This is a genomic window from uncultured Roseobacter sp. (assembly GCF_947495025.1).
Classification (GTDB): domain Bacteria; phylum Pseudomonadota; class Alphaproteobacteria; order Rhodobacterales; family Rhodobacteraceae; genus Roseobacter.
On the sequence record NZ_CANLXG010000002.1, the window covers coordinates 945,983 to 971,172 of the forward strand.

At 56.3% G+C, this 25,190-nt stretch carries 29 protein-coding genes; 18 read left to right on the forward strand and 11 right to left on the reverse strand.

Translation table 11 applies throughout. The features are described from left to right. Positions 1-2: 2 nt before the first annotated feature. The 8 genes from Q0792_RS12805 to Q0792_RS12840 form a co-directional block, all read right to left on the reverse strand. The gene (locus tag Q0792_RS12805) at positions 3-395 is read right to left on the reverse strand and encodes a lysozyme inhibitor LprI family protein (RefSeq protein ID WP_298841062.1); all 393 of its coding nucleotides are present in this window, start codon (positions 393-395) and stop codon (positions 3-5) included. After that, positions 392-1,570, reverse strand: a complete 1,179-nt coding sequence (locus tag Q0792_RS12810) for an ABC transporter permease (protein WP_298841065.1) — start codon at positions 1,568-1,570, stop codon at positions 392-394. The genes Q0792_RS12805 and Q0792_RS12810 overlap by 4 nt, the downstream gene beginning before the upstream one ends. 4 nt (positions 1,571-1,574) lie before the next feature. Further along, positions 1,575-3,215: an ABC transporter permease gene (locus tag Q0792_RS12815; protein ID WP_298841068.1), complete on the reverse strand. Its 1,641-nt coding sequence runs from the start codon at positions 3,213-3,215 to the stop codon at positions 1,575-1,577. Next, positions 3,216-3,503: a DUF1330 domain-containing protein gene (locus Q0792_RS12820; protein ID WP_298841071.1), complete on the reverse strand. Its 288-nt coding sequence runs from the start codon at positions 3,501-3,503 to the stop codon at positions 3,216-3,218. It lies immediately after the preceding gene. Between the two features lie 72 nt (positions 3,504-3,575). Next, the gene (locus Q0792_RS12825) at positions 3,576-4,682 is read right to left on the reverse strand and encodes an extracellular solute-binding protein (protein WP_298841074.1); all 1,107 of its coding nucleotides are present in this window, start codon (positions 4,680-4,682) and stop codon (positions 3,576-3,578) included. 115 nt (positions 4,683-4,797) lie between these two features. Beyond that, a complete protein-coding gene (locus Q0792_RS12830; protein ID WP_298841076.1) occupies positions 4,798-5,898 on the reverse strand; it encodes an ABC transporter ATP-binding protein in 1,101 nt (366 codons plus the stop codon). Between the two features lie 248 nt (positions 5,899-6,146). After that, a complete protein-coding gene (locus Q0792_RS12835; protein WP_298841079.1) occupies positions 6,147-7,544 on the reverse strand; it encodes an aspartate aminotransferase family protein in 1,398 nt (465 codons plus the stop codon). A gap of 91 nt (positions 7,545-7,635) precedes the next feature. After that, a complete protein-coding gene (locus tag Q0792_RS12840; RefSeq protein ID WP_298841081.1) occupies positions 7,636-8,313 on the reverse strand; it encodes a GntR family transcriptional regulator in 678 nt (225 codons plus the stop codon). A gap of 159 nt (positions 8,314-8,472) precedes the next feature. Here Q0792_RS12840 and Q0792_RS12845 point away from each other — a divergent pair, with 159 nt between their 5' ends. The 5 genes from Q0792_RS12845 to Q0792_RS12865 all read left to right on the forward strand — a co-directional run bounded on the left by Q0792_RS12845 (position 8,473) and on the right by Q0792_RS12865 (position 13,813). Next, complete coding sequence (locus Q0792_RS12845; protein ID WP_298841084.1) at positions 8,473-9,555, forward strand: polyamine ABC transporter substrate-binding protein; 1,083 nt, start codon at positions 8,473-8,475, stop codon at positions 9,553-9,555. Between the two features lie 80 nt (positions 9,556-9,635). Continuing rightward, entirely contained in the window at positions 9,636-10,763 is a 1,128-nt protein-coding gene (locus Q0792_RS12850; protein ID WP_298841086.1) for an ABC transporter ATP-binding protein, read from the forward strand. Between the two features lie 37 nt (positions 10,764-10,800). Then, positions 10,801-11,676 (forward strand): ABC transporter permease subunit, encoded by an 876-nt coding sequence (locus Q0792_RS12855; RefSeq protein ID WP_298841089.1) that lies wholly within the window; start codon positions 10,801-10,803, stop codon positions 11,674-11,676. Beyond that, complete coding sequence (locus Q0792_RS12860) at positions 11,673-12,488, forward strand: ABC transporter permease (RefSeq protein WP_298841091.1); 816 nt, start codon at positions 11,673-11,675, stop codon at positions 12,486-12,488. Before Q0792_RS12855 ends, Q0792_RS12860 begins: the two co-directional genes overlap by 4 nt. Beyond that, complete coding sequence (locus Q0792_RS12865) at positions 12,488-13,813, forward strand: FAD-binding oxidoreductase (protein ID WP_298841094.1); 1,326 nt, start codon at positions 12,488-12,490, stop codon at positions 13,811-13,813. The genes Q0792_RS12860 and Q0792_RS12865 overlap by 1 nt, the downstream gene beginning before the upstream one ends. Here Q0792_RS12865 and Q0792_RS12870 read toward each other — a convergent pair whose 3' ends face one another. Next, positions 13,814-14,503: a flagellar hook capping FlgD N-terminal domain-containing protein gene (locus tag Q0792_RS12870; protein ID WP_298841096.1), complete on the reverse strand. Its 690-nt coding sequence runs from the start codon at positions 14,501-14,503 to the stop codon at positions 13,814-13,816. Between the two features lie 10 nt (positions 14,504-14,513). After that, a complete protein-coding gene (locus Q0792_RS12875; protein ID WP_298841099.1) occupies positions 14,514-15,053 on the reverse strand; it encodes a flagellar hook-length control protein FliK in 540 nt (179 codons plus the stop codon). 982 nt (positions 15,054-16,035) lie between these two features. On the opposite strand from Q0792_RS12875, the gene Q0792_RS12880 reads away from it, so the two are divergent. The 6 genes from Q0792_RS12880 to Q0792_RS12905 all read left to right on the forward strand — a co-directional run bounded on the left by Q0792_RS12880 (position 16,036) and on the right by Q0792_RS12905 (position 20,339). Beyond that, positions 16,036-16,320 (forward strand): rod-binding protein, encoded by a 285-nt coding sequence (locus tag Q0792_RS12880; RefSeq protein ID WP_298841102.1) that lies wholly within the window; start codon positions 16,036-16,038, stop codon positions 16,318-16,320. Then, on the forward strand, positions 16,307-16,666 hold the full coding sequence (locus Q0792_RS12885; protein WP_298841104.1) for a flagellar biosynthesis protein FlgN: 360 nt from the start codon (positions 16,307-16,309) through the stop codon (positions 16,664-16,666). The genes Q0792_RS12880 and Q0792_RS12885 overlap by 14 nt, the downstream gene beginning before the upstream one ends. Before the next feature lie 211 nt (positions 16,667-16,877). Next, the gene (locus tag Q0792_RS12890) at positions 16,878-18,194 is read left to right on the forward strand and encodes a flagellin (protein ID WP_298841107.1); all 1,317 of its coding nucleotides are present in this window, start codon (positions 16,878-16,880) and stop codon (positions 18,192-18,194) included. A 75-nt stretch (positions 18,195-18,269) separates the two neighbouring features. Continuing rightward, positions 18,270-18,635, forward strand: a complete 366-nt coding sequence (flaF, locus tag Q0792_RS12895; protein ID WP_298841110.1) for a flagellar biosynthesis regulator FlaF — start codon at positions 18,270-18,272, stop codon at positions 18,633-18,635. 1 nt (position 18,636) lies between these two features. Beyond that, the gene (gene flbT / locus Q0792_RS12900; RefSeq protein ID WP_298841113.1) at positions 18,637-19,041 is read left to right on the forward strand and encodes a flagellar biosynthesis repressor FlbT; all 405 of its coding nucleotides are present in this window, start codon (positions 18,637-18,639) and stop codon (positions 19,039-19,041) included. After that, a complete protein-coding gene (locus Q0792_RS12905; protein WP_298841116.1) occupies positions 19,041-20,339 on the forward strand; it encodes a DUF1217 domain-containing protein in 1,299 nt (432 codons plus the stop codon). The genes flbT and Q0792_RS12905 overlap by 1 nt, the downstream gene beginning before the upstream one ends. A gap of 10 nt (positions 20,340-20,349) precedes the next feature. Here the strand turns inward: Q0792_RS12905 and Q0792_RS12910 are convergent, their stop codons facing one another. Then, positions 20,350-21,717: a FliI/YscN family ATPase gene (locus Q0792_RS12910; RefSeq protein ID WP_298841119.1), complete on the reverse strand. Its 1,368-nt coding sequence runs from the start codon at positions 21,715-21,717 to the stop codon at positions 20,350-20,352. A gap of 81 nt (positions 21,718-21,798) precedes the next feature. On the opposite strand from Q0792_RS12910, the gene Q0792_RS12915 reads away from it, so the two are divergent. From Q0792_RS12915 to flgA, 7 genes are read left to right on the forward strand one after another with little or no spacing between them, the layout of a single operon-like run. Then, positions 21,799-22,197 (forward strand): FlgB family protein, encoded by a 399-nt coding sequence (locus tag Q0792_RS12915; protein WP_298841121.1) that lies wholly within the window; start codon positions 21,799-21,801, stop codon positions 22,195-22,197. Positions 22,198-22,211: 14 nt separating this feature from the next. After that, the gene (gene flgC, locus Q0792_RS12920; RefSeq protein ID WP_298841123.1) at positions 22,212-22,604 is read left to right on the forward strand and encodes a flagellar basal body rod protein FlgC; all 393 of its coding nucleotides are present in this window, start codon (positions 22,212-22,214) and stop codon (positions 22,602-22,604) included. Between the two features lie 49 nt (positions 22,605-22,653). After that, entirely contained in the window at positions 22,654-22,980 is a 327-nt protein-coding gene (fliE, locus tag Q0792_RS12925; protein WP_298841125.1) for a flagellar hook-basal body complex protein FliE, read from the forward strand. A gap of 1 nt (position 22,981) precedes the next feature. Then, positions 22,982-23,251, forward strand: coding sequence for a flagellar biosynthetic protein FliQ (locus Q0792_RS12930; protein ID WP_298841128.1), 270 nt, complete (start codon positions 22,982-22,984; stop codon positions 23,249-23,251). 2 nt (positions 23,252-23,253) lie between these two features. Next, complete coding sequence (locus Q0792_RS12935) at positions 23,254-23,967, forward strand: flagellar hook-basal body complex protein (RefSeq protein ID WP_298841131.1); 714 nt, start codon at positions 23,254-23,256, stop codon at positions 23,965-23,967. A gap of 19 nt (positions 23,968-23,986) precedes the next feature. Then, a complete protein-coding gene (flgG, locus tag Q0792_RS12940) occupies positions 23,987-24,772 on the forward strand; it encodes a flagellar basal-body rod protein FlgG (RefSeq protein WP_298841133.1) in 786 nt (261 codons plus the stop codon). Further along, positions 24,769-25,188, forward strand: coding sequence for a flagellar basal body P-ring formation chaperone FlgA (gene flgA, locus Q0792_RS12945; RefSeq protein WP_298841136.1), 420 nt, complete (start codon positions 24,769-24,771; stop codon positions 25,186-25,188). Before flgG ends, flgA begins: the two co-directional genes overlap by 4 nt. Positions 25,189-25,190 lie beyond the last annotated feature (2 nt).

A 25,190-nucleotide genomic window follows, 5' to 3' on the forward strand; every position in this document is an offset into this window, starting at 1 on the left:
CGTCAGCGGAATCGCTCCAGCAATGCCTGGGTGCGTGCCCGCGTCAGCGTGATCCGGCAGGAACGTATTTCAATCCCTGTGCCGGACCCGCCACCGAAAAGAGAACCGGCATATTTACACTCCGCGTCGCGCCACGTGGCCCAGGCTGACTGGGACTGTTCCAGCGCCGGCACCGCAAAAGCGCGGCCAGCGACGTCATCCAGTTCCTGCGCGGATTCTGTCGCAAACCCAAGGATCATTTCCAGTGCGCTTTCCGCCGCCTGTTCAGCTTCGATCAGGCAGTCGGCAGTTTCGACCTGAGAGGATGTCGTCAGGCTGCATTCAAGGGATGGGTCGGCCACAACCACTGAGGCCGGCACGCAGATCAGAGCAGGCAGAAGAAAACGTCTGATCATCCCGGGCTCATACCGCGCAGGCGTTCCGACCGTCGACGCAGGAGTTCGACAACAGTGAGCAGACCGATCGATATGATTACCAGAATTGTCGCGACCGCCAGAATGGTCGGACTGATCTGTTCGCGCAGACCGGTGAACATCTGCCAGGGCAGTGTTTTCTGTCCGGCCGAGCCGACAAACAGCACAACAACCACTTCGTCAAACGACGTGATAAAGGCAAACAGACCGCCCGAGATGACGCCGGGCAGAATGAGCGGCATCTGTACGCGGAAGAATGTCGTCACCGGGTTGGCTCCCATATTCGCGGCAGCCCGTGTCAGCGAGTTGTCAAACCCGACAAGCGTCGCGGTCACCGTGATGATGACAAACGGGATACCCAGAGCAGCGTGCGCCAGAACAACGCCGAGATAGGTGCCCTGCAGACCGATCCGGCTGTAGAAAAAGTACATACCAGCCGCCGAGATGATCAGAGGAACGATCATCGGCGAAATCAGGATGGCCATGATGGCGCGGCGGAATGGCACGTGCGCCTGGCTCAGACCGATTGCCGCCAGCGTGCCAAAACTCACTGACAACAGCGTCGCCGCAGGCGCGATTTTGACCGAATTCGCCAGTGCGCCCTGCCAGTCAGAATTTGTGAAGAAATCCTCGTAGTGCTTGATTGAATAACCTGCCGGATCAAAACGCAGCATTTCAGGTGTAAATGTAAAGAAGTCCTGCGCATTGAACGACAGGGGCATCACGACAATGATGGGGGTGATCAGGAATACCAGAATAGCGCCGCATATGACGCGGAAGGTATAGTGCCAGAGCACCTGGCCCGGTGTCAGATAGGGGGCCAGATAGGCGCGGTATCGCCCTTCATAGAGCCAGAAACTGAACCACCCGAAGAACCAGCCGAATGCCGCGCCGATCAGGCCGGCGGGCAGGCCGCCCAGTGCAAAGCCGGCCACAGCGCACAGAATGGCAAGTCCCCATCGACCGGGCGTTTCGGCCTTTATGATCTGTGTCAGCACATAGGCCGCGGCCGCCATGATCAGCGCACCGCCGACGATGCCCAGCAGGGTGCTGCCCTGTGCGGTACCAACGAACATGCCGGCCACAGCGCCACCTGCGGCAACTGTTGGCACATAAAAAGAAACGGGTTTGCGGGATATTGGTGTCAGCGCAGCCATTGTCTCAGCCCCCCAGTTTCACGTTGTCGATACCGACGATCCGGTCGTAGGCCCAGTAGAGGCCGAGAACCACGGCCAGCAGGATACCACCCAGCGCCGCCGCCAGCCCCCAGTTCAGCGAGCTGGAAATGTGATAGGCGATCCGGTTCGAGATGAATGTCCCTGTCGTGCCGCCGACAAGTTCCGGCGTGATATAGTAGCCGATTGCGAGGATGAAAACGAGGATCGAGCCCGCGCCGATACCCGGCACAGACTGCGGGAAATAGACCCGCCAGAAGGCCGTCCAGTTTGTGGCGCCCAGTGATTTGGCGGCGCGCAGATAGCTGGGCGGGATGGTTTTCATCACGGAATAAAGCGGCAGGATCATGAACGGCAACAAAATGTGCGTCATGGCGATGATCGTGCCGGTCTGGTTGTTGATCAGCGCGAGGCGGCTGTCGTCTGCGACAACCCCCAGCCACACAAGCGTGTCGTTGATCACGCCCTGTTGCTGGAGCATGACCTTCCAGGCCGAAGTGCGCACCAGCAGCGAGGTCCAGAATGGCAGCAGCACAAGGATCATCAGCAGGTTCGCTGTGCGGGCTGGCAGGTTTGCCAGAATCCAGGCGACCGGATAGCCCAGCAGAATGCAGCTGCCCGTGATTACCAGCGACATGATCAGGGTACGGATAAAGAGCTTGATATAGAGCTGTTCGTTCTCGGGCCGCATCTCCGCACCGTCGAGGCCCTTTTTCATATCAATTGCATTCAGGAAGTACCCGGATGTGAACTCGGGGCTGTAGATCTGAATCGTCTGCCAGACTTCGATATCCAGCCAGTCCTCGTCGATGTCCTCAAAGGCGGCGGGGTAATCAACGAATTCGAATTCCCCTGCTGTGGCCTCTGCCTCCTGCAGTTCGCGGGACCCGGGGCCTGTATAGCCGGACACATCTGCACCATTGCCCAGATCCGTGTAGAGCGCAGAGTAAACAATTGCCCAGGGGTCTTCTTTTGCCAGGTTGTCCTCGTCTTCGTTCTGAACAAAATCGGCAAAGGTGAGATACATTTCTGTCGTTTCGGGCAGCATTTGCGCCATGCCGCTGCGTGGCTCAAAAACCGGCTGCGGCGTATCGCTCCTGTCGTCCCAGGCGGCCATGGCAGCGTTCCAGTCGTCGCTGCCCATCATCTGGCTCCAGTTTTCGCCCTTCTTCCAGAAATCGTTCAGATCCTCGAACTGGTCCTGATAGACCTCACCCATATCCTCAACCTTGCGGCCGGATTTGCGGAACAGCGAGGAAACACCGGTCAGTTCATAGTTCAGGCGGGACCCGAGCCGGGTGTGCAGCTTGCGTTCGGTGGCGATGAAGATGTCTTTGTACAGCGCCTCAAAAGTCTCAGGTGGTGGGAGTTCACCGGTTTCAGAATCCCAGTCGGCCAGATCGGCGGTGGTGCGCGGAAGTGTGTCAGAAACGATCTGGTTTTCGATCGAGCGGAACAGCATATCCGCGATCGGCGCAATGAACGTTACCAGCACAAATATCAGCAGAGGCGCGATCAGCATCAGAGCCCGCAGCTTCTGGCGGCGCAGCGCGCGGTTCAGGCTTGCTTTGAGTGGTCGCCCGTCAGCCGCAAGCATCGGGCCTGATTGTTCGGTTGCGTCGCTCATTCAGGCACCTTCAACAACAATGATCGTACTTTCGGCGTTGCGTCGGCGTATCTCTGCAACTTCCTGGTACTCGGGGTCGTTAAAAGCCGCCAGCGCGGCCTCATACGACGGGAATTCGATAACGACATGGCGCTCCAGGCTTTCGCCTTCCAGCACTTCCGACTGGCCGCCCCGGACGATGAAGCTGCCGCCCAGACCCAGCAGGATAGGCGTGTCGCGTTCAACGTATTCTTTGTAGGCCTCGGGATTTTTCACAGTGATGTGGCCGATTATATAGCCTTTGGGCATAGTATGTTCCCCCTGTCGTGTTGTGGAAAGGGGCGGACGGCCGCCCCTTCCGTGTTCAGAGCCGGAAGCGGCTTATTGTGCCAGCCAGGCCTGGAACTTCGCGTCGATGTCGTCGCGATAGTCAGCCCAGAACTCGTAGTTGTAGAGGAACGTGTTCTTGGCGTTGTTCGGATCAGTCGGCATGTGCGGTGCCATGTCGATACCCAGTTCAGCGTGCGTGGAGACCAGCGGTGCAGAAGAGGCACGTGCAGGACCATAGCTGATGTATTTCGCCTGATCGGCCAGACGCTGTGTGTCTGTCGCAAAGTAGATATAGTCCAGTGCGCGCGCTTTACGCTCGTCGCTGAGACCTGCGGGAATGATCCAGCCGTCAAGGTCGAACACCTGTGCGTCCCAGAGCATCGCAACCGGCTGGTTCTGCTCTTCGATAACCGAGAACAGACGTCCGTTGTAGGTCGAGCCCATAACGATTTCACCGTCTGCCAGCAGCTGAGGTGTGTCAGCACCTGCGGACCACCAGATCACGTCGTCCTTGATAGTCGCCAGTTTGTCGAGCGCCTGTTGCTGACCCTCATCCGTTTCCAGGACGTCATAGACGTCTTCCTTGGCAACACCGTCACAGAGCAGTGCCCATTCCATGTTGTTGATCGGGCGCTTTTCCAGCGCGCGCTTGCCTGGATAGGCTTCGGTGTCGAAAACTGCGCAGACAGATGTGGGCGGCGTGTCGCCGACCATGTCCGTGCGATAGCCGAATGTTGTCGAATAGACGATCTGTGGGATGAAGCAGTCGGAAACCAGCAGGTCACCGAAATCATCTTCGGCTGATGTGCCGTCGGGCGCTGCGGCGAGATGCTCGTCCGGGTCGATTTCCATCGCCAGACCTTCGTCGCACAGGCGGATCGCATCAGCAGCAACCACATCGACGACATCCCATGTGACGTTGCCCGCTTCGTTCATCGCGCGCAGTTTGGCCACGGCTTCGGCGGAGCTTTCGTCGTTGATGATGTTGACGCCGGTCTTTTCCATGTAGGGGTTGTGATAGGCCTGCTGCTGCGAGTTGGAGTAGGCACCGCCCCAGCTGACAATTGTCATTTCGCTGGCCATGTGGCCGTCTGCATTTGCCATGCCAGCTGCAACAGTAAGTGCAGTGCTGGCCAGCAGTGTCTTGGTGAGTTTCATTTTCATTCTCCCAGTTTCTATCCCGTCTGGTATTTTTGTCGGGCGGGGGCAACGGGTCTGACCTCCGCCTCTTTCCAGTCGTGTCCTGGTGGAACACGACATGCTTTCAGCGCGCTCAGGCGTCGAGCGCGCGGCAGTCTTCGGGCAGCCAGCCGATCTCGATCTGCTGGCCGGGCCTGAGCCGTTCCACATCGGGCGCGTTACGCGTTTTGATCACAAACTCTTCGGTGCCCGCCACTCTGAGACGGGTGCGGAAAATGTCGCCCATGTAGATGAATTCCAGAACCTCAGCCTTGAGCGTATGCGCATCAGGACTGAGCCGTTCCTTGTTATACTCCACCCGTTCCGGCCGGATAGAGACCCGTGTGCGGTCACCTGCAGCAGTTACATTCACAGGTTTTGCATCGATGAGCTCACCGCCGTCCAGCTGGATGAGGCAGCGGTCGCCCTTCATCTCCTTTACCACGCCCTCTAGCGTGTTGTTCTCGCCGATGAACTGCGCAACAAAGCTGTTCTCGGGCTCTTCATAGAGCTTGTCCGGCGGCGCCAGCTGCTGGATACGGCCGTCATCGAACACCGCAACGCGGTCTGACATTGTCAGTGCTTCTGTCTGGTCGTGCGTCACGTAGACCACAGTAATTCCCAGGTCATGCGCCAGATTGGTGATCTCAAACTGCAGGGTTTCCCGCAGCTGCTTGTCGAGAGCGCCGAGCGGCTCGTCCATGAGGACCAGCTCGGGCTCGAAAACCAGGGCCCGCGCAAGCGCAACGCGCTGCTGCTGACCACCAGACATCTGCGCCGGCCGCCTGCCGCCAAATGCCCCCATCTGAACCATATCCAGTGCGCGTTTTACCTTTTCCTCGCGCTCAGACTTGCCCATCTTGCGGACTTCGAGCGGGAAAGACAGGTTTTCGGCAACCGTCATATGCGGGAACAGCGCATAGTTCTGGAAAACCATGCCGATTCCACGTTTGTGCGGCGGAATATTGTTGATGGACTGTCCGTCAAGACGAATGTCACCATGTGTGGCGGTCTCGAAACCGGCAAGCATCATCAGGCAGGTGGTCTTGCCGGAACCGGACGGCCCGAGCATCGTCAGGAACTCGCCCTTTGGCATAGACAGATTAAGGTCTTTTACGACCAGATTTTCACCGTCATAGCTTTTCTGGACCCGTTCGAATTCGACGAACGCGTCTGCATTGCTTGTGTCTGCCACGTGTGGCTCCCCGTTCCGTTAGCTGGCGGTTTTCCGCGCTGGTTTGGCCCACAGCTAACAACACTGTACCGCTGGTACGCAAGCAATTAGCCACAGTGAGCGCCTGAACTGTCAGATTTCAGTAAAATGCGCCGAATTTCTGATAATTTCAGTGAATTTGGCCGTGTTTCCGGCATTATCAGGGTAGCCTTCCTGAAAATCAAACGTGTTCTGGTCTGACGAAACTGCATATCCGAAGGTGGCTGTGCTCAGGAGGCTGCCCTGAGCAGACCTTCTGATTTTGCTGCAGACCACGTTTCGTCAAGCGCCTTGCGGGCGCGTTGCATGAATACATCTATTTCCGCGGGCGTGATGATAAGCGGCGGCGAAATAATCATCCTGTCGCCGACGTGCCGCATCACCAGATTGTTTGCAAAGCACCGTTCGCGGCACATATAGCCGATGGTTCCCGCCTCGCCGACGAATGCGGCGCGGCTCTCTTTGTGGGGCGTAAGAGGCAGCGACGCCATCAGTCCCTGTATATTCAGGCCTCCGACCAGCGGATGATCAAGCAGCCCTTCGAGCCCGGCCCGCAGGGCGGGCGCTGCCGTTTCGCGAACATGGGTCAGGACATTCTCTTCCTGCAGAATGCGCAGGTTTTCCAGAGCAACGGCCGACGCAACCGGGTGGCCGGAATATGTATAACCGTGGTTGAATTCGGTGGCGCCGATCACTTCGGCAACCTCGTCGCAGACTATGGAACCACCTATGGGCTGGTAGCCGGAGCTGAGGCCCTTGGCGACTGTCATGATATGCGGCCGGATGTTCATTGTCTGGCTGCCAAACCAGTTTCCGGTCCGTCCGAACCCGCAGATGACCTCGTCTGCAATAAGCAGAATTTCGTATTTGTCGCAGATGCGCTGGATTTCCGGCCAGTAGCTGTCCGGCGCTACCACAACGCCACCGGCGCCCTGAACAGGCTCGGCAATAAAGGCTGCGACCCTGTCCTCTCCCAGTTCTTCAATTTTCTCTTCCAGTTCGCGGGCCCGCATCAGGCCAAACGCCTCCGGGGTCATATCGCCGCCTTCGGACCACCAGTCAGGCTGGCCGATGTGATGAATACCCGGGATCGGCATCCCGCCCTGCGCATGCATGTAGGACATTCCGCCCAGACTTCCCGACCCTACTGACGATCCGTGATACGCGTTTTTCCGGCTGATGATATGGGATTTCCCGGGCTTGCCTTTTTCCGCCCAGTACGTCCGAACCATACGGATATTCGTGTCGTTCGCTTCAGAACCCGAACCGGCAAAGAACACATGGTTCATCCCCTTGGGCGCCAGTTTTGTGATCTCCTGCGCCAGCGCGATTGCGGGAACATGCGTCGTCATGAAGAAAGTATTGTAATAAGGCAGTTCCAGCATCTGGCGGGCGGCAACCTCGGCCATTTCGCTGCGGCCATAGCCGATGTTCACGCACCACAGCCCGGCCATCCCGTCCAGGATTTCATTGCCTTCGCTGTCTGTCAGATAGACACCCTTCGCTCTGGTGATAACCCTTGCCCCTCTGGACGCGAGTTCCTCGTTCGTTGTGAACGGATGCATGTGATGCGCCGCGTCCAGTGCCTGGAGTTCAGCCGTGGGAAGGTGGTTGGTGATCGCTGACATGGGGCATCCTGCAAAGTCGGTGAAAGGTCGGTTCCGGTTGGTGCGCAGAATATGATCAAATTTTTCAGAGTCAATCGAATCACTGCCGGGTTCAGATGTCGCGCAGTGCCTCGCGTATCTGACGCATCCCCTGCTCAACATCGCCGACAACAGCCCTTGCGGCGGCGTCCGGATCTCCTGCAGCGAGAGCTTCGAGCAGTTCGGCGTGCTTGTCCGGGAGGTTGGCGGTTCCGAAACGCCCGCAAACAACCCTGAGCGAAGGTCCGAACCGCAGCCAGAGCCGATCCGTGGTGGCCAGCAGAATAGGCGCATCCGCAGCCGCGTATAAACCGGAGTGAAACCGGTAGTTCTGGGTCAGGTACCCTCGGATGTCTCCCAGCGCGATGGCCTTATTCAGCGCATCATCACACGCTTTCAGCGCATCTTTTGCAGCGGGTGTGATGCGTAGCGCTGCCCGGTGCGCAAGCTCAGGCTCCAGATTTTTTCTCATGAATTCAAGTTGCTCTATGCAACTTTCCGTCAGCTCCGGTACGATAACACGGCGGTTGCCCTGCATGCTGAGCGCACCGTTTGACGTCATCCTGCGGATCGCTTCGCGTACCGGTGTCATGCCGGCGCCGAGGTCGCGGGTCAGTCCCTGAATCGTCACCGCCTGTCCGGGAGCAAGCTCGCCGAAAAGGATAAGATCCCGGAGCTGCTCATAGACAGACTGGTGCGCGGGTCTTCTGGCGAGGGGTCTGACGGATGAAACTGCCTCGTTCGTAAGCATCTGGATGTGGCTGCCTTCACTTATTTCCGGGTCGCGCGGTGGGTGCCTTGCGCAGTCTTTCATCGCATGAAACCATAAAGCATCTTGCCGTGACAGGCAAAACTTGATCAAATTCCGCCGAACCGGGACCAACCCGGTCTGCACCAATGGGAGTATACTATGAAGAAACTCATGATGAGCAGCGCTGCCGTGGCGATTGTCGCGTCTGCATCAGTTGCCGATGAGGTCCGGGTCTATAACTGGTCGGACTATATTGACGAAGCTCTGCTGGAAAAATTCGAAGCTGAGACAGGTATCGACCTGATCTATGACGTTTTCGACAGCAACGAAGTTCTTGAAACCAAAATGCTTGCGGGCGGTTCCGGCTATGACGTGGTTGTCCCGTCAGGCACCTTTCTGCAACGCCAGATCGCTGCGGGCGCGTTCCAGAAGCTGGATGCGTCCAAACTGCCGAACCTTGAGAACATGTGGGATACGGTCGAGCAGCGCACGGCGCAGTACGATCCCGATAACGCTTACTCGATCAACTATATGTGGGGCACCACCGGCCTGGGCGTGAACATGGGTAAAGTCACGGAGCTTCTTGGCGAAGATGCACCTGTCGGTTCGCTGAGCCTGATCTTCGAGCCCTCCAACATGGAAAAGCTGGCCGAGTGCGGTGTGCATTTCCTGGACGCACCGGCTGAAATGATTCCCGCTGCGCTGAAATACATTGGTGAAGACCCTGACAGTCATGACCCCGAGGTCATCGCGCAGGCCGAAGAGGTTCTTGCCGGCGTCCGCCCCTATATTCAGAAGTTCCACAGTTCCGAATACATCAACGCACTTGCCAACGGTGATATCTGTGTCGCCTTCGGGTGGTCCGGTGACATTCTGCAGGCACGCGACCGCGCAGCCGAAGCTGAAAACGGTGTGGAAATCGCCTACAATGCACCGTCTGAGGGTGCACTGATGTGGTTTGACCAGATGGCCATTCCCGCAGACGCGCCAAACCCCGAGGCTGCGCATACGTTCCTGAACTTTATCATGGATGCGCAGAATATGGCGGATGCCTCAAACTACGTTTACTACGCGAACGGAAATCTGGCCTCTCAGCCGATGCTGGCCGAAGACGTGATCGGTGATCCCGCGATTTATCCTGATGAGGCCACGCTGGAAAACCTCTACACCACGACGCCTTATCCGGCGAAAGTTCAGCGGGTGGTGACCCGGCTCTGGACCAAGATCAAATCGGGCACCTGAGCCTGTGACAATCGGGGCGGCTCCATCGCGGGCCGCCCTTTTTGCATCCGCCCGGTCTGCGGGCAAAAAGAGGACACACCGTGCCGGAATCCGTTTTTGCCCCCTGGGACGATCCCAGTGAAGAACCACTGATCCGCTTTCGTAATGTAACCAAGCAGTTTGGCGATTTTACTGCGATCGACGACCTGACCCTGGATATATTCGAACGCGAGTTCTTTGCTTTGCTCGGCCCGTCGGGGTGCGGCAAAACAACGATGATGCGCATGCTGGCCGGTTTTGAAACACCAACGAGCGGAGTCATTGAACTGGCAGGACAGGACATCGCGCCTGTGCCACCGAACAAACGCGCCGTGAACATGATGTTCCAGTCCTATGCGCTGTTCCCGCATCTGAGCGTGTACGAAAACATCGCTTTTGGACTGCGCCGCGGCAACATGCCAAAGCACGACATTGACGACCGCGTGGCAGAGATGCTCAAGCTCACGCGCCTTGAAAAATTTGCACGCCGTAAACCGCATCAGATATCCGGCGGTCAGAGACAGCGGGTGGCGCTGGCACGCAGCCTGGCAAAGGCGCCCAAACTTCTGCTGCTGGACGAGCCGCTGGGAGCGCTTGATGCCAAACTGCGCCAGGCGACGCAGTTCGAACTGATGGATATCCAGGAAAAAACGGGAACGACCTTTGTTATTGTGACCCATGATCAGGAAGAAGCCATGACCGTAGCGAGCCGTGTTGCCGTTATGGACGAAGGCAGGATCATGCAGGTGGCGACGCCCGAACACATCTATGAAGCACCCGAGAGCGTCTATGTCGCTGATTTCATCGGCGACGTGAACATCATCCGGGGAACCGCGACGCCATTGGGCGAGCAACGCTACAGCATTTCCCATTCGGCGGATGCGCCGCCTCTGGTGGCCGTTTCCGAAAGACCCTTTGCCACGGACCAGACGTGCCATCTGGCGATCCGGCCCGAAAAGGTCAGCATACATGCAGAACGCCCTGATGGCGCAGACAATGCAGTGCAGGGCACGGTGCTGGACATTGCCTATCTCGGAAACATTTCAACCTATCACGTCGCGTTACCCGACGGGCAGGTCATCAAGGCGCAGACTGCCAATACCCGACGTGTGTCGCGTCGCAGCTTTACCTGGGAAGACACCGTCTGGCTGAGCTGGACCGCGACAGCCGGGGTGTTGCTGGCACAATGAAACATCCCGCGCGCACAGCAGTCACAGGAGGATCGCCATGCAACGGCTGATCCTTATCGCAGTCCCATATGCCTGGTTGCTGGCGCTCTTTCTGGTGCCATTTCTGATCGTCTTCAAGATCTCCCTTTCGGATGTCGAACTGGCTATTCCACCATATACGCCGACGCTTTCTGACGGACTGATCCAGTTTTTTCAGGCGCTCGATTTCGAAAACTTTGCCTTCCTGGCCTCAGATGATCTGTACTGGAAAGCTTACCTGAGTTCGCTGCAGATTGCGCTCATCTCTACACTGCTCACTCTGCTGGTCGGCTACCCCATGGCCTATGGTATGGCGCGCGCGCCGGAGGAATGGCGGCCGACGCTGATGATGCTGGTAATCCTGCCGTTCTGGACCTCGTTTCTGATCCGCGTTTATGCTTGGATGGGTATCCTCAGTCAGGAAGGGTTCCTGAACCAGTTCCTGCTGTGGACCGGCCTGATTGGAGAGCCGCTGACGATTCTGAACACGACCACTGCGGTCTATATCGGGATCGTCTATACCTATCTGCCCTTTATGATACTGCCGATCTTTGCAGCGCTGGACCGGCTCGACGGGTCGCTGATCGAAGCTGCCGAGGATCTTGGCTGTTCGCGTTTCCAGGCGTTCTGGCTGGTGACAATTCCGCTGTCGAGAAACGGTATCGTCGCGGGCAGTTTCCTGGTCTTTATCCCGGCGCTGGGCGAGTTCGTTATCCCGTCACTGCTCGGTGGATCCGGTACTCTGATGATCGGCAAAGTGCTCTGGGAAGAATTCTTCAACAACCGTGACTGGCCCGTAGCCAGCGCAGTTGCCGTGATCCTGCTGCTGATCCTGATCATTCCCATTGTGCTGTTCCAGCGAAACCAGCAAAAACAGGCGGAGGCAGAGCAATGAACAGACTGAGCTGGTTCAATGTGACGTCTCTGACTCTGGGGTTTGCATTTCTGTATCTGCCGATGGTCATTCTGGTCGTCTATTCCTTCAATGAGAGCAAGCTTGTCACGGTCTGGGCCGGTTTTTCGACGAAATGGTATGGCGAGCTTCTGGGAAATGAAGCCTTCCTTGATGCCGCCTGGGTAACGCTGAAAGTCGCGGTTCTGTCGTCTACGCTGGCCACCGTGCTCGGGACAATGGCTGCGTACGTTCTGGTGCGTGGTGGGCGCTTTCTGGGCCGCACTGTATTCTCTGGTATGATTTACGCGCCGCTTGTCATGCCGGAGGTGATCACCGGGCTGTCTTTGTTGCTGCTGTTTATCGGCATTGGCCTGGACCGCGGTGTACTGACGATTGTCCTCGCGCATACGACATTTGCGATGTGCTACGTATCGGTCGTCGTCTCATCGCGGTTGCTGACCTTTGACCGTTCGCTCGAAGAGGCCGCGCTGGATTTGGGCTGTACCGGTTTCGAGGCGTTCCGTCTTGTTACTCTGCCGATTATTGCGCCGGCGGTAATATCCGGATGGTTACTTGCCTTTACGCTCAGTCTTGATGACCTGGTGATTGCGTCATTCACGGCTGGTCCTTCTGCGACAACACTTCCAATCAAGATTTTTTCAGCTGTCCGGTTGGGTGTTTCTCCGGAAATCAACGCGCTCTCCACACTGATGATTGCCGTCGTGACCATCGGCGTTATCAGCGCTTCCCTTGTGTCGAAACGGAACAGTCTGCGCCAGCAGAGGGATGAGCAGGCCGCGGCCCGCGCGTGATGAAGCGGATTTTCCCCGACTATACCTATGGTCCGGGTCCTCGCAGCGGATGCTGGTGGGATCAAACATCGCCTGTTATTGACCGCCCGCCTGTCGCAGAAGGGGCGTCGTTTGATGTCGTTGTGATCGGCGCAGGATTTACCGGGCTCACAGCCGCGCTGAAGCTGGCAGAGAGCGGAGCATCTGTCGCTGTCCTGGAAGCGGAGCATGTGGGTTGGGGTGCTTCGGGTCGAAACGGTGGTTTCTGTTGTCTTGGCGGATCCAAAGCCAGCGACGCACTTCTCGATCACCGCTACGGCAAACCGGCGCGTCTTGAATGGCGTCAGGCGGAGAAACAGGCCGTTGCGCTGGTCGAAGAGATTATCTCCGCCAAAAGGCTGGACGTTGATAGGCACTCAGATGGCGAGACTGCGCTGGCGCATCGGTCGCGCGATATGGAAGGGTTGCGCGACTATGCCGGAACTGTTCGGGAAAACTATGGCGTCGATCCGCAGTTATATGGCGCGGGCGAGCTGTCTGCACAGGGGATGTCAGCCGGGTTTCATGGTGCACTGACCGTGCCGGTTGGTTTCGGCCTCAATCCCAGGAAATTCCTTGATGGTCTGGCGCAGGCCGCAGAGGACGAGGGTGCCCGGATATATCACCACAGCCCGGTATCCAGCGTTTCCCGGGCCGGATCGCAGTTCAGCCTGTGCGTGAAAGGCAGCGATGTCAGAGCGGATCAGATCATCGTAGCTACGAACGGCTATTCTTCTGAAAATCTGCCGGACTGGCTGTCCGGCCGGTACCTGCCAACGCAATCCAATGTCCTGGTGACGCGACCACTAACTCAGGACGAACTGCAAGCCCAGGGCTGGACAACACGTCAGATGAGTTATGACACGCGCAACCTGCTTCATTATTTCCGACTTATGCCGGACAACCGGTTTCTGTTTGGCATGCGTGGCGGCATCTTTTCAGGCATTTCTGCAGAAAAAAAAGCGCGGGTTATGGTGCGCAGAGATTTTGACCGGATGTTCCCCGCCTGGGTCCATGTTGACAGCCCGTCCAGCTGGTCGGGGCTGGTTTGCCTGTCCCGGTCACGGATGCCGTTTGTCGGGCAGGTGCCCGGGCAGCCGGGGATCTGGGCCGGTCTTTGCTATCATGGGAACGGGGTTGCGATGGGTACATTCAGCGGCGCGTTGCTTGCTGACATGATCTCGGGGAAAACGCCGGATATTTGCCCTGAAGCCATAGTACAGCCTCTGAGGGCCTTCCCGCTTGGAGCAGCGAGAAGATTACTTATGTTGCCACTCTACGCGGGCCTCAAGCTCCTGGATTTCTGATCAGACCGGGCTTTCCGTTACCGGAACCGCGGAATCCCGCAGGGCGGCAATCTGGGATGTGGAAACGGCAGCGCCGCTGTTCAGAATAAGAAGAGTTTCACTTCCCTGGCGTCTGGCTTCAGTGATCCGCGCATAGCTTTCGGCCGCAGTGGTTGCCGTCACTTCGCCGAGTGACCGGCTTTCCACGGCAAAACTGTAAACTCCCGGGGCAAGTTCTGAACCACCGGGCGCGGTGCCGTCCCATTCAATCGGGTCGGTTCCGGTTGCAATCTGCTGCCGCTGAACTTCCTCGCCTGTTTCGTCATAGACCACCAGGACGACCTCTTCTGCGCCGGTTTCGGGTGCAGGTACAACAGTAATGGGCGAGCCATCATAGCGGACAGGTGCGGTAGTACGCGCCTCCATTCCGATCCAGCCTGCCATTTCCGCAATATTGCCGGCGCCAAGGCGATTACTGAGCTCTGTCAGCAGGTCGTTTGACAGCACCTGTTGCTCAACCATGGAGAACTGCGCCAGCTGAGCTGCGTATTCCGATGAATCTATCGGTTCAAGCGGGTCCTGATATCGTGCCTGCGCGGTCAGCATCTGCAGAAATGTCTCAAAGTCTGACGAGATGACAGATGCTGCCTGTGAACTGGTGTCCGCAGTGGCCGACTGGTTCTGTGCAGTTGTGATCGTGTTTACTTCCATTTCATCTGCCTCAAAGTCTGATGTCCACACCGGTTTCAGCAGTCAGCCTGACGGCCTCCGGAACCGTGGATCCTCCGGTTGAATTCTCTGATGGGTCGGGTGCCAGAAAGACAGCAGCCTGCTGGCCATTCTGGTCATCGTCTTCTCTGTCGGCCTGTTGCTGACCTTCCGAGAAGGCGAAATTGATGCTTTCATATCCGAGCGCTTCAAATTCGCGGGCGAGCTGATCGATGTGACGTTTCATCAGATCCAGCGTCTCAGGCCGCTCGGCCAGCACAGTGACTGTAATCGCGTTTTCGCTTGCCGCGATGCTCATCCGTACTTTCCCGAGTTCACGTGGACTCAGCAGGAGCTCCACCGGCTTGTCCGGCATTTTCTGAAGCACTTCGGCCATCTGGCGCGCCACCATGGTGGGTGTTTCCGCGCGGGCCAGAATCTGGCTCAGCGAGGATGTCCCACCTGATCTCGGGTCCCACTGCGTTGCCGCTTCAGAGGCGCTGCCTGCAACGGGCTGAAGGTCAAAGGCCTCTCCTTTTGACAGAGCGGACACGCTAAGCTCATTCGCCTGAGACAATGGAGCTGCCGTCAGCGGCAAAACCGGCGTTCCGGTCCGCGGGACGTTCTGCGATGTTCGCGGTGCCTCCTGTGTCAGGCGCAGATCTTCATCTGATGTACGCACTTGTCTTCTTCGGTCAACCGCGGCCGGTTCGCCCTGAAGAGCGGTCTTCTGAAATTCAACGGACTGCTCGCCTGTGAAACGAGTGATTGTTGGGTTCAATTTTTCTGTGCTGGTTTCGCGAACAACCGGCTGACTTTGCGTATTTCTGTCTTCAGATCGTAATTCTGCTTTTGTTGCGCCGGATTCGTTCCCTGACACAAGTACCGGCGCCTGGGAATTATCAACCGGAGTCTTCACCGGTTGTTGTCCGGCTGCCGGGGCTTTGTTCAAAGGTGTCTCGACTTCACTCCTTGCTACAGTTTCCGCCTTTTGGGCACCCTGTACATTGCCGGCTGTGGCCATGGCCTGCTGAAGAAACGCGAGCTCAGACGCCGGCTGACCTGCCGGGTCTTTTATCTGACCGGGCGTATCTGGCAGTTCTTCTGAGTTCTCAGAATTCAGCGTAAAAACGTCTGCCTCAGGCGTATCTGCAGCCGAAGCAGTTGTGCCCTCCGGGGCAGCCGGATCGGTTGGACTGTCACCTGTATCATCTGGTTGGGGTCTGTTGTCCGGATCTTCTGCGCTTTGTTCCGGTTCTGATCCGGCAGCGGTCGCGTCAGCGTGATCAGTCTCCTCTGCCATAAAGGTGTCAAAATCGTCAGAGCTGTCTTTCCGGTCGTCAGACCGGGCCTGAACCTTCGCAGGTTCGTCCGAACGGGTGGGGCCCGACGGGGCTTTCAGAAATGGAATGTCCAACATGGCGATCTCCCGGAGTTCTTCCGTTACCTGAGCCGCTTATGACGCACGTTGGTTACCGCATCTTTACCGGTTGCATGGATGATCGTGAAAAATAGATGCAATTGGAGATACCCTGATGTCACTCATTCAACCGGTCGGACAACCAGGCCCCCTTCCGACACAACAGGACCGCGCGCTGCGCGAGGCGGCGGAGAAACTCGAAGCAGGATTTCTGGCTGAAATGCTTAAATCTGCGGGGCTTGGCAAAACAAGCGACCACTTTGGTGGGGGGTCGGGGGAAGACCAGTTCTCCTCTTTTCTGTTGCAGGAACAGGCCATGCAGATGGTCCGTGCCGGAGGCATCGGTCTCAGCGAATCAATTTTTCAGTCTCTGAAGGAGAACCATAATGACAGACAATGAATTTACGGCCGTTATCAGCGAGCTGGATGACCTGCTTGACGCTGAAAAAAAAGCGCTGCTGGAAGGTGATCTGGAAAAGGTCGGTCGCCTGCTGGAGAGAAAAGAAGTGCTGATTGAACAGCTGTCTGTGCTCGAGGCGGCCGAGGTCGCCCAGCTGGAAAATCTGAACACGAAAGTAAAGCGCAACCAGGTCCTGCTGGATCACGCGTTGCAGGGTATCCGGTCTGTTGCACAGAGGCTGGCTGCTCTTCGTCAGGTGCGGAATTCACTCGACACCTATGATGAAAGTGGCAAGAGACAAACTATTGATATGAATTCAGAATCCGTGGTGGAGAAGCGCGCGTGAAACTGTATTTGTATAAAAACAGAGGTATTGCGACAGAGTGATTTAGGACTTCCTTAGCCTTTGAGAGGGCATCTTCGCCCTGCATCCGATCGCGGGTGGCGCACCTCCGGAAACTGGCGGGTGCATTGGTCAGAAAGACTGTTTCAAACCGGTTGGTTTTCCAACCGGCCACAAGCCACGCAAAGCGTGAATGATCAAAGGAACATTACTGATGTCCAGTATTCTTACCAATAACAGCGCAATGGTTGCGCTGCAGACCCTGAAATCCATCAACATGAACCTCGGCAAAGTGCAGAGCGAGATTTCGACAGGTAAAACTGTTGAGAGCGCAAAGGACAACGCCGCGGTCTGGGCGATTTCCAAGGTCATGTCCTCGGACGTTAAAGGCTTTGAGGCAATTTCTGACTCCCTGGCTCTGGGTCAGGCAACGGTTGGTGTGGCGCTGAATGCGTCGGAAAGCATCACTGACCTGCTGACCGAAATCAAAGGCAAGATTGTCAACTCTCAGGAAGAGAACGTTGACCGTGCCAAGATCCAGACAGACATCGAAGCCCTGACAGAACAGATCGGCTCGATTGTTGGTGCCGCCCAGTTCAACGGTCTGAACCTCCTGAACGACGATGGCATCGCTACAGAAGACCAGACCTCCAACATCCTGTCTTCGCTTGACCGCGCCGGTGACGGTACCGTTACGTCCGGTGAAATCAGTGTAACACGGGCTAATCTTGGCACTGACAAAGCCACTGTAGATGCTGCAGCAGACTTTACCGCAGGCAGCGATACAACCGGTGGTGCCGCAACTGATACACTGACTGCAACAACTACCTCGACGCAGGCGGTTGATATTGACGGCACAAGCTTTGCCAGCGGCACAGCTGAAGGTTCAGCGTTCATTATCCAGATTGCCGGTGCAGGCACCTTTGCCGGTACTGACTGGGAAACAGCTGGTAACGTCGCCAATGCCGACATCGCTTATGTTGCTCAGGAAGGTGACACTGCAGCAGACGTTGCTGCTGGTCTGAAAGCTGCTTTTGACGTTTTCCGTGTCGAGAATGGCCTTTCCACTGAAGAACTGTCGGTGGAAGCCAGCGGCGGTAACCTGGTTTGGACCGGTGGTACAGACGCTACCAACACGCTTGCTGTAACAATTAACGTTGCGGATGCAACTGACGGCTCCGGCAACGATGTGACCAACACACGCGCTGGTTCGCTGTCGATGCTCTCTGCTCTTGATGTGAGCACAGAGGAAGGTTCTGCTTCCGCGCTGGATGCGATCGAGGGTCTGATTCAGACATCGATCGATACAGCTGCATCGCTTGGTTCTGCAGGCAGCCGCATCGAAACGCAGGCTGACTTTGTGGGTAAGCTGAGCGACCTGCTGACGTCTGGTATTGGTGCTCTTGTTGACGCCGATATGGAAGCTGCTTCCGCGAAACTGCAGGCTCTGCAGACACAGCAGCAGCTTGGTGTGCAGGCTCTGTCGATCGCCAATCAGGCGCCACAGACAATCCTGTCGCTCTTCCGGTAACAGACTCCTTTCAGGGGCGCTCATCTTGGCGCCCCTGATCAGATTAGTTCAATTCAACTGCTGTAGGGTTTCAACGTGAACGCATATGCTCAGGCTCAACGCGCCTACTCGCCCGTCAACTCCCCGACCAGAACACCGAGGAGTACTGAGTATGAAGTGATTGCCCGTATTTCTCACCGTCTCAGGGCAGCAGTCAAAGCCGGTGATTTTCCGGCGATGGCCGAAGCCCTTTACGAAAATAACAAGCTTTGGACGGCATTGGGTATCGATGCGGCCAATCCGGATAACCTTTTGCCCGATGAATTGCGGGCGCGCATCGTTTACCTCGCAGATTTCACGCGGCAGCACACATCCAAGGTACTGCAGAAAAAAGAAAGCGCGGTCCCGTTGTTGGAAATTAATGCGGCAATTCTCAAAGGTCTGAAACAGGAGCCTGTATAAAATGAGTGGTTTGGTTTTGAAACTCAGCCCTAAAGAGCGCGTCCTGATAAACGGGGTCGTTATAGAGAACGGGGATCGCCGCAGCCGGTTGTCGATTATGACGCCTGATGCAAATATTCTGCGTCTCCGGGACGCGATTCACCCCGAAGATGCGAAAACACCAGTCAGGCGGGTATGTTTCGCCATGCAGCTGGTTTTGTCAGGTGATAAATCACCGGAAGACGCCCACCTGCCCTTGCTGCGCCAGATTGAAGAACTGAGCCAGGTTTTTACGGACCCTGACAGCAGGAACGTGCTCGCCGAAGCGACGAAAGGCCTTGTGCAGAAGGAACACTATCGTGCGCTTAAAGCGTTGCGGGCCCTTCTGCCACGGGAAGATCGATTGCTGGCAGCGCGACCGAACTGATGTTTGCCCCGATTATCCCGTCTTCTGGTCTGGGTGGCTGGTCTTTCCTTCAGCGCACCTATGATACCCAGATCAAGACCTTCTCTGAATCCGCTGAACAGTCGCGAACTGTCAGCTATTTTGAGGAAAACATTGCCAATGTCAGAACGGCAGAAGATCTCGTCTCCGACCGACGCCTTCTGGAAGTTGCGCTGGGCGCATTTGGTCTTCAGGACGACATAGACAACCGGTTTTTTATCAGGAAAATGCTCGAAGAGGGCTCGACGAGTGATGATGCGCTCGCAAACCGATTTTCTGACACAAGATATTCCGATTTTGTTGCGGCTTTCGGATTGGGGCCCGGGGAAACTAGCCAGATCGGAACGTCGGACCTGACAAACCGCATTACGTCGCTGTACATTGCCAACAGCTTTGAAGTGGCCACCGGACAACAGGATGACACGATGCGTGTCGCCCTGTACGCCCAGAGAAAACTGGGCGAACTGGCGGGGCCTCCGGTCAAGTCAGCTGAACGGCTGGCATCCGAGGAGGTTGCCGAGGCTGTCGAGGAACTTGCAAACTCACTGAGTGCAGATACTGAGTATTTTGAACGTTTTATTGGCAGTGTCGAAACAATAGATGACCTTGTTGGTGATACCAGGCTTCTGAAGGTAGCACTTGGTGCATTTGGTCTCGACGAAGACTACGAGGCGATTGTCAATTTTGAACCAACTGCAGAAGTGCCTGTCAGCCCTGAGCTCGAGAAAATCAGACAGGTTCTTGCCGAAGGCAGTATTTCAGACGTTGCATTAGGTAGTACGCTTGAGAATCCGGAATACCGGAACTTCTCAAGGGCGTTTGGATTTGGAATTGCAGAAGATCTGCGCGTCGGTGATTTTGGGTTCGCGACTGTTTTGACGGACCTTTATATTGAAACAAAATTCGAAGTCCCTGAGGGTATCGATTTCGACGGAGATGTGGCTGTTACAAATGGCCGCTTTCAGCTTGAGGAATTCGACGCAAGCGATATCTCCAACGATGCCAAGTGGTTTACCATCATGGGTGAGCCACCGCTGCGGGCCCTGTTCGAAAAAGCGCTGAACCTGCCTTCAGAATTTGGTCAGGTCGATGTGGATCAGCAACTGCTGGTTTTCAAAGAACGTTCAAGACAGGTTTTTGGAAGTGACGATGTCAGCACATTTTCCGAACCGGAAATGATCGACGATGTTATTCAGAAGTACATTGTACGTGCACAACTGGACGCGTTTTCGACCAACACATCTTCAGCCTCAATTGCGCTGGCATTGCTTCAGTCGTGACGCGAACTGATCAGGCGGCTGAATGCGGTCTTCCTGTATTTCGGGGAGGCACCTGAGCCCGGCTTCGTCTCAGAACCAGTTCAAGTTGGGTGAAACTGTTCGCGATTGACTGCTTTTCAGTTTTTGACAGGAATGTATCGAGCTCGGACCAGATCTGAATAGCTGCATCTACTTCCGGATCGCTGCCTGTTGAGTAGAGGCCGGCCCTTATCATCATTGCATTCTCGTCATAGACCGAAAGCAGTCTTCTGGCCTGAGCGAGCAGTGCGTTCTCGGTATCGCTCGCAGCTGCCGGCAGACTTCTTGATACAGACCGCAACACGTCAACTGCCGGGTACCGACCACGCTCTGCGATGTTCCTGTCCAATACCACATGCCCGTCGAGGACTCCCCGCAGGATGTCAGCAACGGGTTCGTCCATATCGGAACCGGCAACCAGCACACTGAATACGCCGGTAATGTCACCCTGCATCCGAGCGCCAGGCCCGGCCCGTTCACAAAGTGACATGATGAGATGTGCAGTTGATGGCGGAAAACCCCGGAGAACCGGCGCTTCGCCCGAGGCAACCGCAACTTCACGATGTGCTTCCGCAAATCTTGTTATGGAATCAGCCAGCAAAAGCACAGAAGATCCACGATCGCGGAAGTGTTCCGCGACTGACATGGCGGCCCATGCGCAGCGCCGTCTGATCAGTGGTGACTGGTCAGATGTCGCACACACAACGACAGCACGCCTGAGTCCTTCCTCACCCAGCACTTCTTCGATGAAATGACGCAGTTCTCTGCCGCGTTCGCCGATCAGGGCAATCACAACAATATCCGCCGTCATATTCTGTGCGAGATGACCCAGCAAACTGGACTTGCCAACTCCTGAACCCGCAAACAGCCCTATGCGCTGTCCCTGCACGACCGGAAGCAATGTATTCAGCACCGTCAGCCCGGTGTTCATTCTTTCGCCCATAGCCCGGCGTTGGGCCGCATCCGGCGGCGGGTTCCTCAGGCCTCTTGAAAGCGACCCGCGCAAAAGTGGTTTGCCGTCCAGAGGATTGCCAAAGGGATCGATGATCCGGCCCACCCACGAATCGGACGGCGCAATACCGCGTGCCTGTAAAAGGGCAGCCCGATCGTTCAGCGCCACACCATCCGGGCTCTGATCTGGCAGCAGCACCAGCTCGTTCCCGTCGAGCTGCAGGATTTCCCCGGAAAGCGGTTCACCCAGCCGGTACACCACTGCCAGGTCGCCGATACGCGCCTTGCCCGCAAGCCCTGTTATGTGAATCAAGCCGCCCTCGACGCGGGTAACCCGTCCGATCGCCCGCACGGGGTTCAGTTCCATGATCTGGGCGGTGAGATCTTCGAAAGGAATATGCTGTGACATGACGATCCTTTTGGTTCCGCAAACTCTTTCTAAAGGAATCACAGTTAAGCCTTGATGAAACCGCACGAGGGAGAAGCCCCGATGTTTGAAAAACTTGATATCTTCAGGATGTCACATGCGATGGCAGTTCATGCCGGCCAGAAACAGGCCGTGGCTGCTCAGAATGTCGCCAATGCTGATACACCGGATTACAAGGCCCGGGACGTGATACCGTTTGCTGAGAGCTTCAGAAACGACGACAGCGTCATCGGTGGATTGTCACAGCGCGCCACGCGTGGACAGCATATGCACGGTGCGGTTGCCGGGCAGATGCCTGATCCGATCATTGATCGCTCCAATCCCGAAGCGCCAAACGGCAATACCGTTTCCCTGGAAAGTGAAATGCTCAAATCGCTGGATGCCAAACGCCAGCACGACAGAGCAATCGCAATCTACAAATCTTCAATGACCATTCTGCGCGCCACACTGAGCCGCTCGTAAGACAGGAGTCGAGTATGAATGATTTTGCAAAAGCACTGGACGTGACAACCAGTGGCCTCAGAGCACAGGCCACAAGGCTGCGTCATCTTGCTGAAAATATCTCGAATGCGGATACGCCGGGATACCGGCGGAAACTTGTTTCGTTTGAGACTGCATTCAACGCTGACAGCAACGTCTCGGAGGTCGAAACAAGCCGTGTCCGGCTTGATCGCACAAGTCTTGAGAGGGTTTTCGATCCCTCACATCCGATGGCAGATGAGAGCGGCTATTTTGATGGGTCCAATGTTGATCTGCTGATTGAGCTTGGCGATGCCCGTGAGGCCCAGCGAAGCTACGAAGCCAACCTCAAAGTATTTGAACAGACAAGAAAAATGTCCAGCGGCCTGATGGAACTGCTGCGTAAATAATACCCGGTTTTTTTGCGTCAGAAAATGCGCAGACAAAAGGAGATCCAGAATGGATATGAAAGCTGTATCAGCAATTCAGAAGTTTACCGATTCGCGGGCCGCTTCCGCAATCCAGAGTTATACTCAGGCACGACCAGCGACAGAGCCGAAACCCGAAGAGCCGGGTATGGCGCAGACCGTCGAAAAAGTAGCAATCGACTTTGCACAGACGCTTGCCCAGAGCGAGGAAGTTGCAAAGGCATCAATGGTCGGAGACGCGGACCCTCACGCTCTGGTTCAGGCACTGGCTCAGACCGAGCTGGCTGTTGAAGCCGCTGTGTCTGTCCGGAACAAGGTCGTAGAAGCCTATCAGGAAATTCTCCGGATGCCGGTCTGATATGGCTGATGAGATCATCTTTTTCGATACGCTGCGGCATGGCCTCTGGATTGCGGTTATCATTTCGATTCCGATCCTGACAGCAGCGCTGATTACCGGTGTTTCAATCGGTCTTGTTCAGGCGCTTACGTCGATTCAGGAGATGACACTCACTTTTGTACCAAAGCTTGCTGCCATTGTCCTCGTGTTCTGGCTTTCCATGGGCTTCATGACACAGACGCTTGTTGCATTTTTTCAGGACATGATCATCCCGCTGATCATTGGAGGTTAACGATGGAAAACACAGGTTACACAACGCTGACCAGACAGTCAGGACTGATGCGTGAAATGCGTATTGTTGCAAACAATATCGCAAATGCCGCGACGTCGGGATATCGCCAGGAGGGTATGGTTTTCTCTGAGTATGTCCAGTCGATTGACGGGGGTTCAAGCCTGTCCATGGGACAGGGGAACGTGCGTCATACGTCTCTGGAGCAGGGTGCTCTGACACAGACGGGTGGCACGTTCGACTTCGCTATCGAGGGAGATGGATTCTTTCTGATCGGAACCCCTGACGGTGAACGCCTGACGCGTGCCGGTTCTTTTTCGCCCAATGCAGCCGGAGATCTGGTGACTGCCGACGGATATCAGGTCCTCGATCCGGGCGGCGCGCCGGTGTTCGTCCCGGCTGGTGCCGGTGACATCGCGGTCGCCGCTGACGGGACGATTTCAGCAGAGGGTAATCCGATCGGACAGATCGGAGTGGTGCGTCCGCTTGATCCACAGCAGATGGTGCGGGAAGACGGTGTCATGTTCCGAGCGGACGCCGGTTTCGAACCGGCTGAGGATGCAAATGTACTTCAGCGGTTTGTCGAAAACTCAAACGTCGATGCGATTTCGCAGATTACGCGGATGATCGAAGTCCAGCGCGCCTATGAGCTTGGTGCGAGTTTTCTCGAGGCAGAGGACGAACGTGTACGCCAGGCGCTGAAAGCCTTGTCACAGTAACGATTTACAGGAGATTCCCATGCGTGCTTTAAAAATTGCAGCAACAGGTATGAGTGCTCAGCAGATGCGGGTTGAGACAATTTCAAACAACCTGTCCAACATGAGTACGACCGGCTATAACGCACGCCGGGCAGAGTTTGCGGATCTGCACTATCAGCAGATGATGCGACCCGGAACCATAAACGCCACGGATGGCACCGTGCTTCCGACCGGCGTTCAGCTTGGACTGGGTGTTCGGCCCTCGGCGGTTTCGGTACAACTGCAGCAGGGTTCACTCAGCGCGACTGGTGGCGATCTTGATCTGGCGATCGAAGGCTCCGGCTATCTCGAAATTGTGCTGCCCTCCGGTCAGACCGCCTACACCCGGGATGGTGGCCTCAAGCGGAATGGCGAGGGCCTCATCGTTACGTCTGATGGTTTTGCGGTACAGCCCGAAATCGTCATTCCGGATGATGCCCGAAGCATTTCCATTAATGCGTCAGGTGAGGTGTTCGCGTATTTCGCCGACAACCCGGACGCGCAGCTGCTTGGTCAGTTCAATATGACCGGATTCACAAATGCCAAAGGACTTGAAGCCCTCGGCGGCAACCTCTTTGCCGAAACCGAAGCCTCGGGCCCGCCGCTGGTATCCACGCCGGGCGAAGATGGCCTTGGTACGGTTCGACAGGGGTTTCTCGAAGACAGTTCTGTTGACGCAGTTCGCGAGATAACCGAGCTGATTGAAGCTCAGCGCGGCTATGAGATGAACGCAAAGGTCATCTCGGCCGCTGACCAGATGATGGGGGCGACAACGCAGATCCGATGATCAGATTGTGTTCATTTGTCCTTCTAGTGTTGTCTGCTGGTGCTGCCATCGCTGATGCAGTGGTCGCTACACGCACGATCCGTGCGACCGCGATTATCACTGAGACAGATGTCAAAATGATCGCAAACGACATCGCGGGCAGTTTTGACGCTTTGCATTATGTCATCGGGCAGGAAGCGAAAACGACACTCTATGCAGGCAGACCGGTACGGTTCAGCGATGTTGGTCCACCGGCGCTGGTCGCGCGCAATCAGATAGTCCCTCTGCGCTTCGAAGCATCCGGTCTGATCATCGAAACAGAAGGCAGGTCGCTTGAACGTGGAGCGGTTGGTGACAGAGTGCGGATTATGAATCTGGCATCGAGAAAAACCCTTTTTGGTCAGGTCCAGGACGATGGTTCTGTCCTTGTGAAATAGTA

Coding starts and splice junctions, on each gene's coding strand:
- Q0792_RS12805 (WP_298841062.1), bottom strand. CDS start 395: ATGATCAGACGTTTTCTTCTGCCTGCTCTGATCTGCGTGCCGGCCTCA.
- Q0792_RS12810 (WP_298841065.1), bottom strand. CDS start 1,570: ATGGCTGCGCTGACACCAATATCCCGCAAACCCGTTTCTTTTTATGTG.
- Q0792_RS12815 (WP_298841068.1), bottom strand. CDS start 3,215: ATGAGCGACGCAACCGAACAATCAGGCCCGATGCTTGCGGCTGACGGG.
- Q0792_RS12820 (WP_298841071.1), bottom strand. CDS start 3,503: ATGCCCAAAGGCTATATAATCGGCCACATCACTGTGAAAAATCCCGAG.
- Q0792_RS12825 (WP_298841074.1), bottom strand. CDS start 4,682: ATGAAACTCACCAAGACACTGCTGGCCAGCACTGCACTTACTGTTGCA.
- Q0792_RS12835 (WP_298841079.1), bottom strand. CDS start 7,544: ATGTCAGCGATCACCAACCACCTTCCCACGGCTGAACTCCAGGCACTG.
- Q0792_RS12840 (WP_298841081.1), bottom strand. CDS start 8,313: ATGCTTACGAACGAGGCAGTTTCATCCGTCAGACCCCTCGCCAGAAGA.
- Q0792_RS12845 (WP_298841084.1), top strand. CDS start 8,473: ATGAAGAAACTCATGATGAGCAGCGCTGCCGTGGCGATTGTCGCGTCT.
- Q0792_RS12855 (WP_298841089.1), top strand. CDS start 10,801: ATGCAACGGCTGATCCTTATCGCAGTCCCATATGCCTGGTTGCTGGCG.
- Q0792_RS12860 (WP_298841091.1), top strand. CDS start 11,673: ATGAACAGACTGAGCTGGTTCAATGTGACGTCTCTGACTCTGGGGTTT.
- Q0792_RS12865 (WP_298841094.1), top strand. CDS start 12,488: ATGAAGCGGATTTTCCCCGACTATACCTATGGTCCGGGTCCTCGCAGC.
- Q0792_RS12870 (WP_298841096.1), bottom strand. CDS start 14,503: ATGGAAGTAAACACGATCACAACTGCACAGAACCAGTCGGCCACTGCG.
- Q0792_RS12880 (WP_298841102.1), top strand. CDS start 16,036: ATGTCACTCATTCAACCGGTCGGACAACCAGGCCCCCTTCCGACACAA.
- Q0792_RS12885 (WP_298841104.1), top strand. CDS start 16,307: ATGACAGACAATGAATTTACGGCCGTTATCAGCGAGCTGGATGACCTG.
- Q0792_RS12890 (WP_298841107.1), top strand. CDS start 16,878: ATGTCCAGTATTCTTACCAATAACAGCGCAATGGTTGCGCTGCAGACC.
- flbT (WP_298841113.1), top strand. CDS start 18,637: ATGAGTGGTTTGGTTTTGAAACTCAGCCCTAAAGAGCGCGTCCTGATA.
- Q0792_RS12905 (WP_298841116.1), top strand. CDS start 19,041: ATGTTTGCCCCGATTATCCCGTCTTCTGGTCTGGGTGGCTGGTCTTTC.
- Q0792_RS12910 (WP_298841119.1), bottom strand. CDS start 21,717: ATGTCACAGCATATTCCTTTCGAAGATCTCACCGCCCAGATCATGGAA.
- Q0792_RS12915 (WP_298841121.1), top strand. CDS start 21,799: ATGTTTGAAAAACTTGATATCTTCAGGATGTCACATGCGATGGCAGTT.
- flgC (WP_298841123.1), top strand. CDS start 22,212: ATGAATGATTTTGCAAAAGCACTGGACGTGACAACCAGTGGCCTCAGA.
- fliE (WP_298841125.1), top strand. CDS start 22,654: ATGGATATGAAAGCTGTATCAGCAATTCAGAAGTTTACCGATTCGCGG.
- Q0792_RS12930 (WP_298841128.1), top strand. CDS start 22,982: ATGGCTGATGAGATCATCTTTTTCGATACGCTGCGGCATGGCCTCTGG.
- Q0792_RS12935 (WP_298841131.1), top strand. CDS start 23,254: ATGGAAAACACAGGTTACACAACGCTGACCAGACAGTCAGGACTGATG.
- flgG (WP_298841133.1), top strand. CDS start 23,987: ATGCGTGCTTTAAAAATTGCAGCAACAGGTATGAGTGCTCAGCAGATG.
- flgA (WP_298841136.1), top strand. CDS start 24,769: ATGATCAGATTGTGTTCATTTGTCCTTCTAGTGTTGTCTGCTGGTGCT.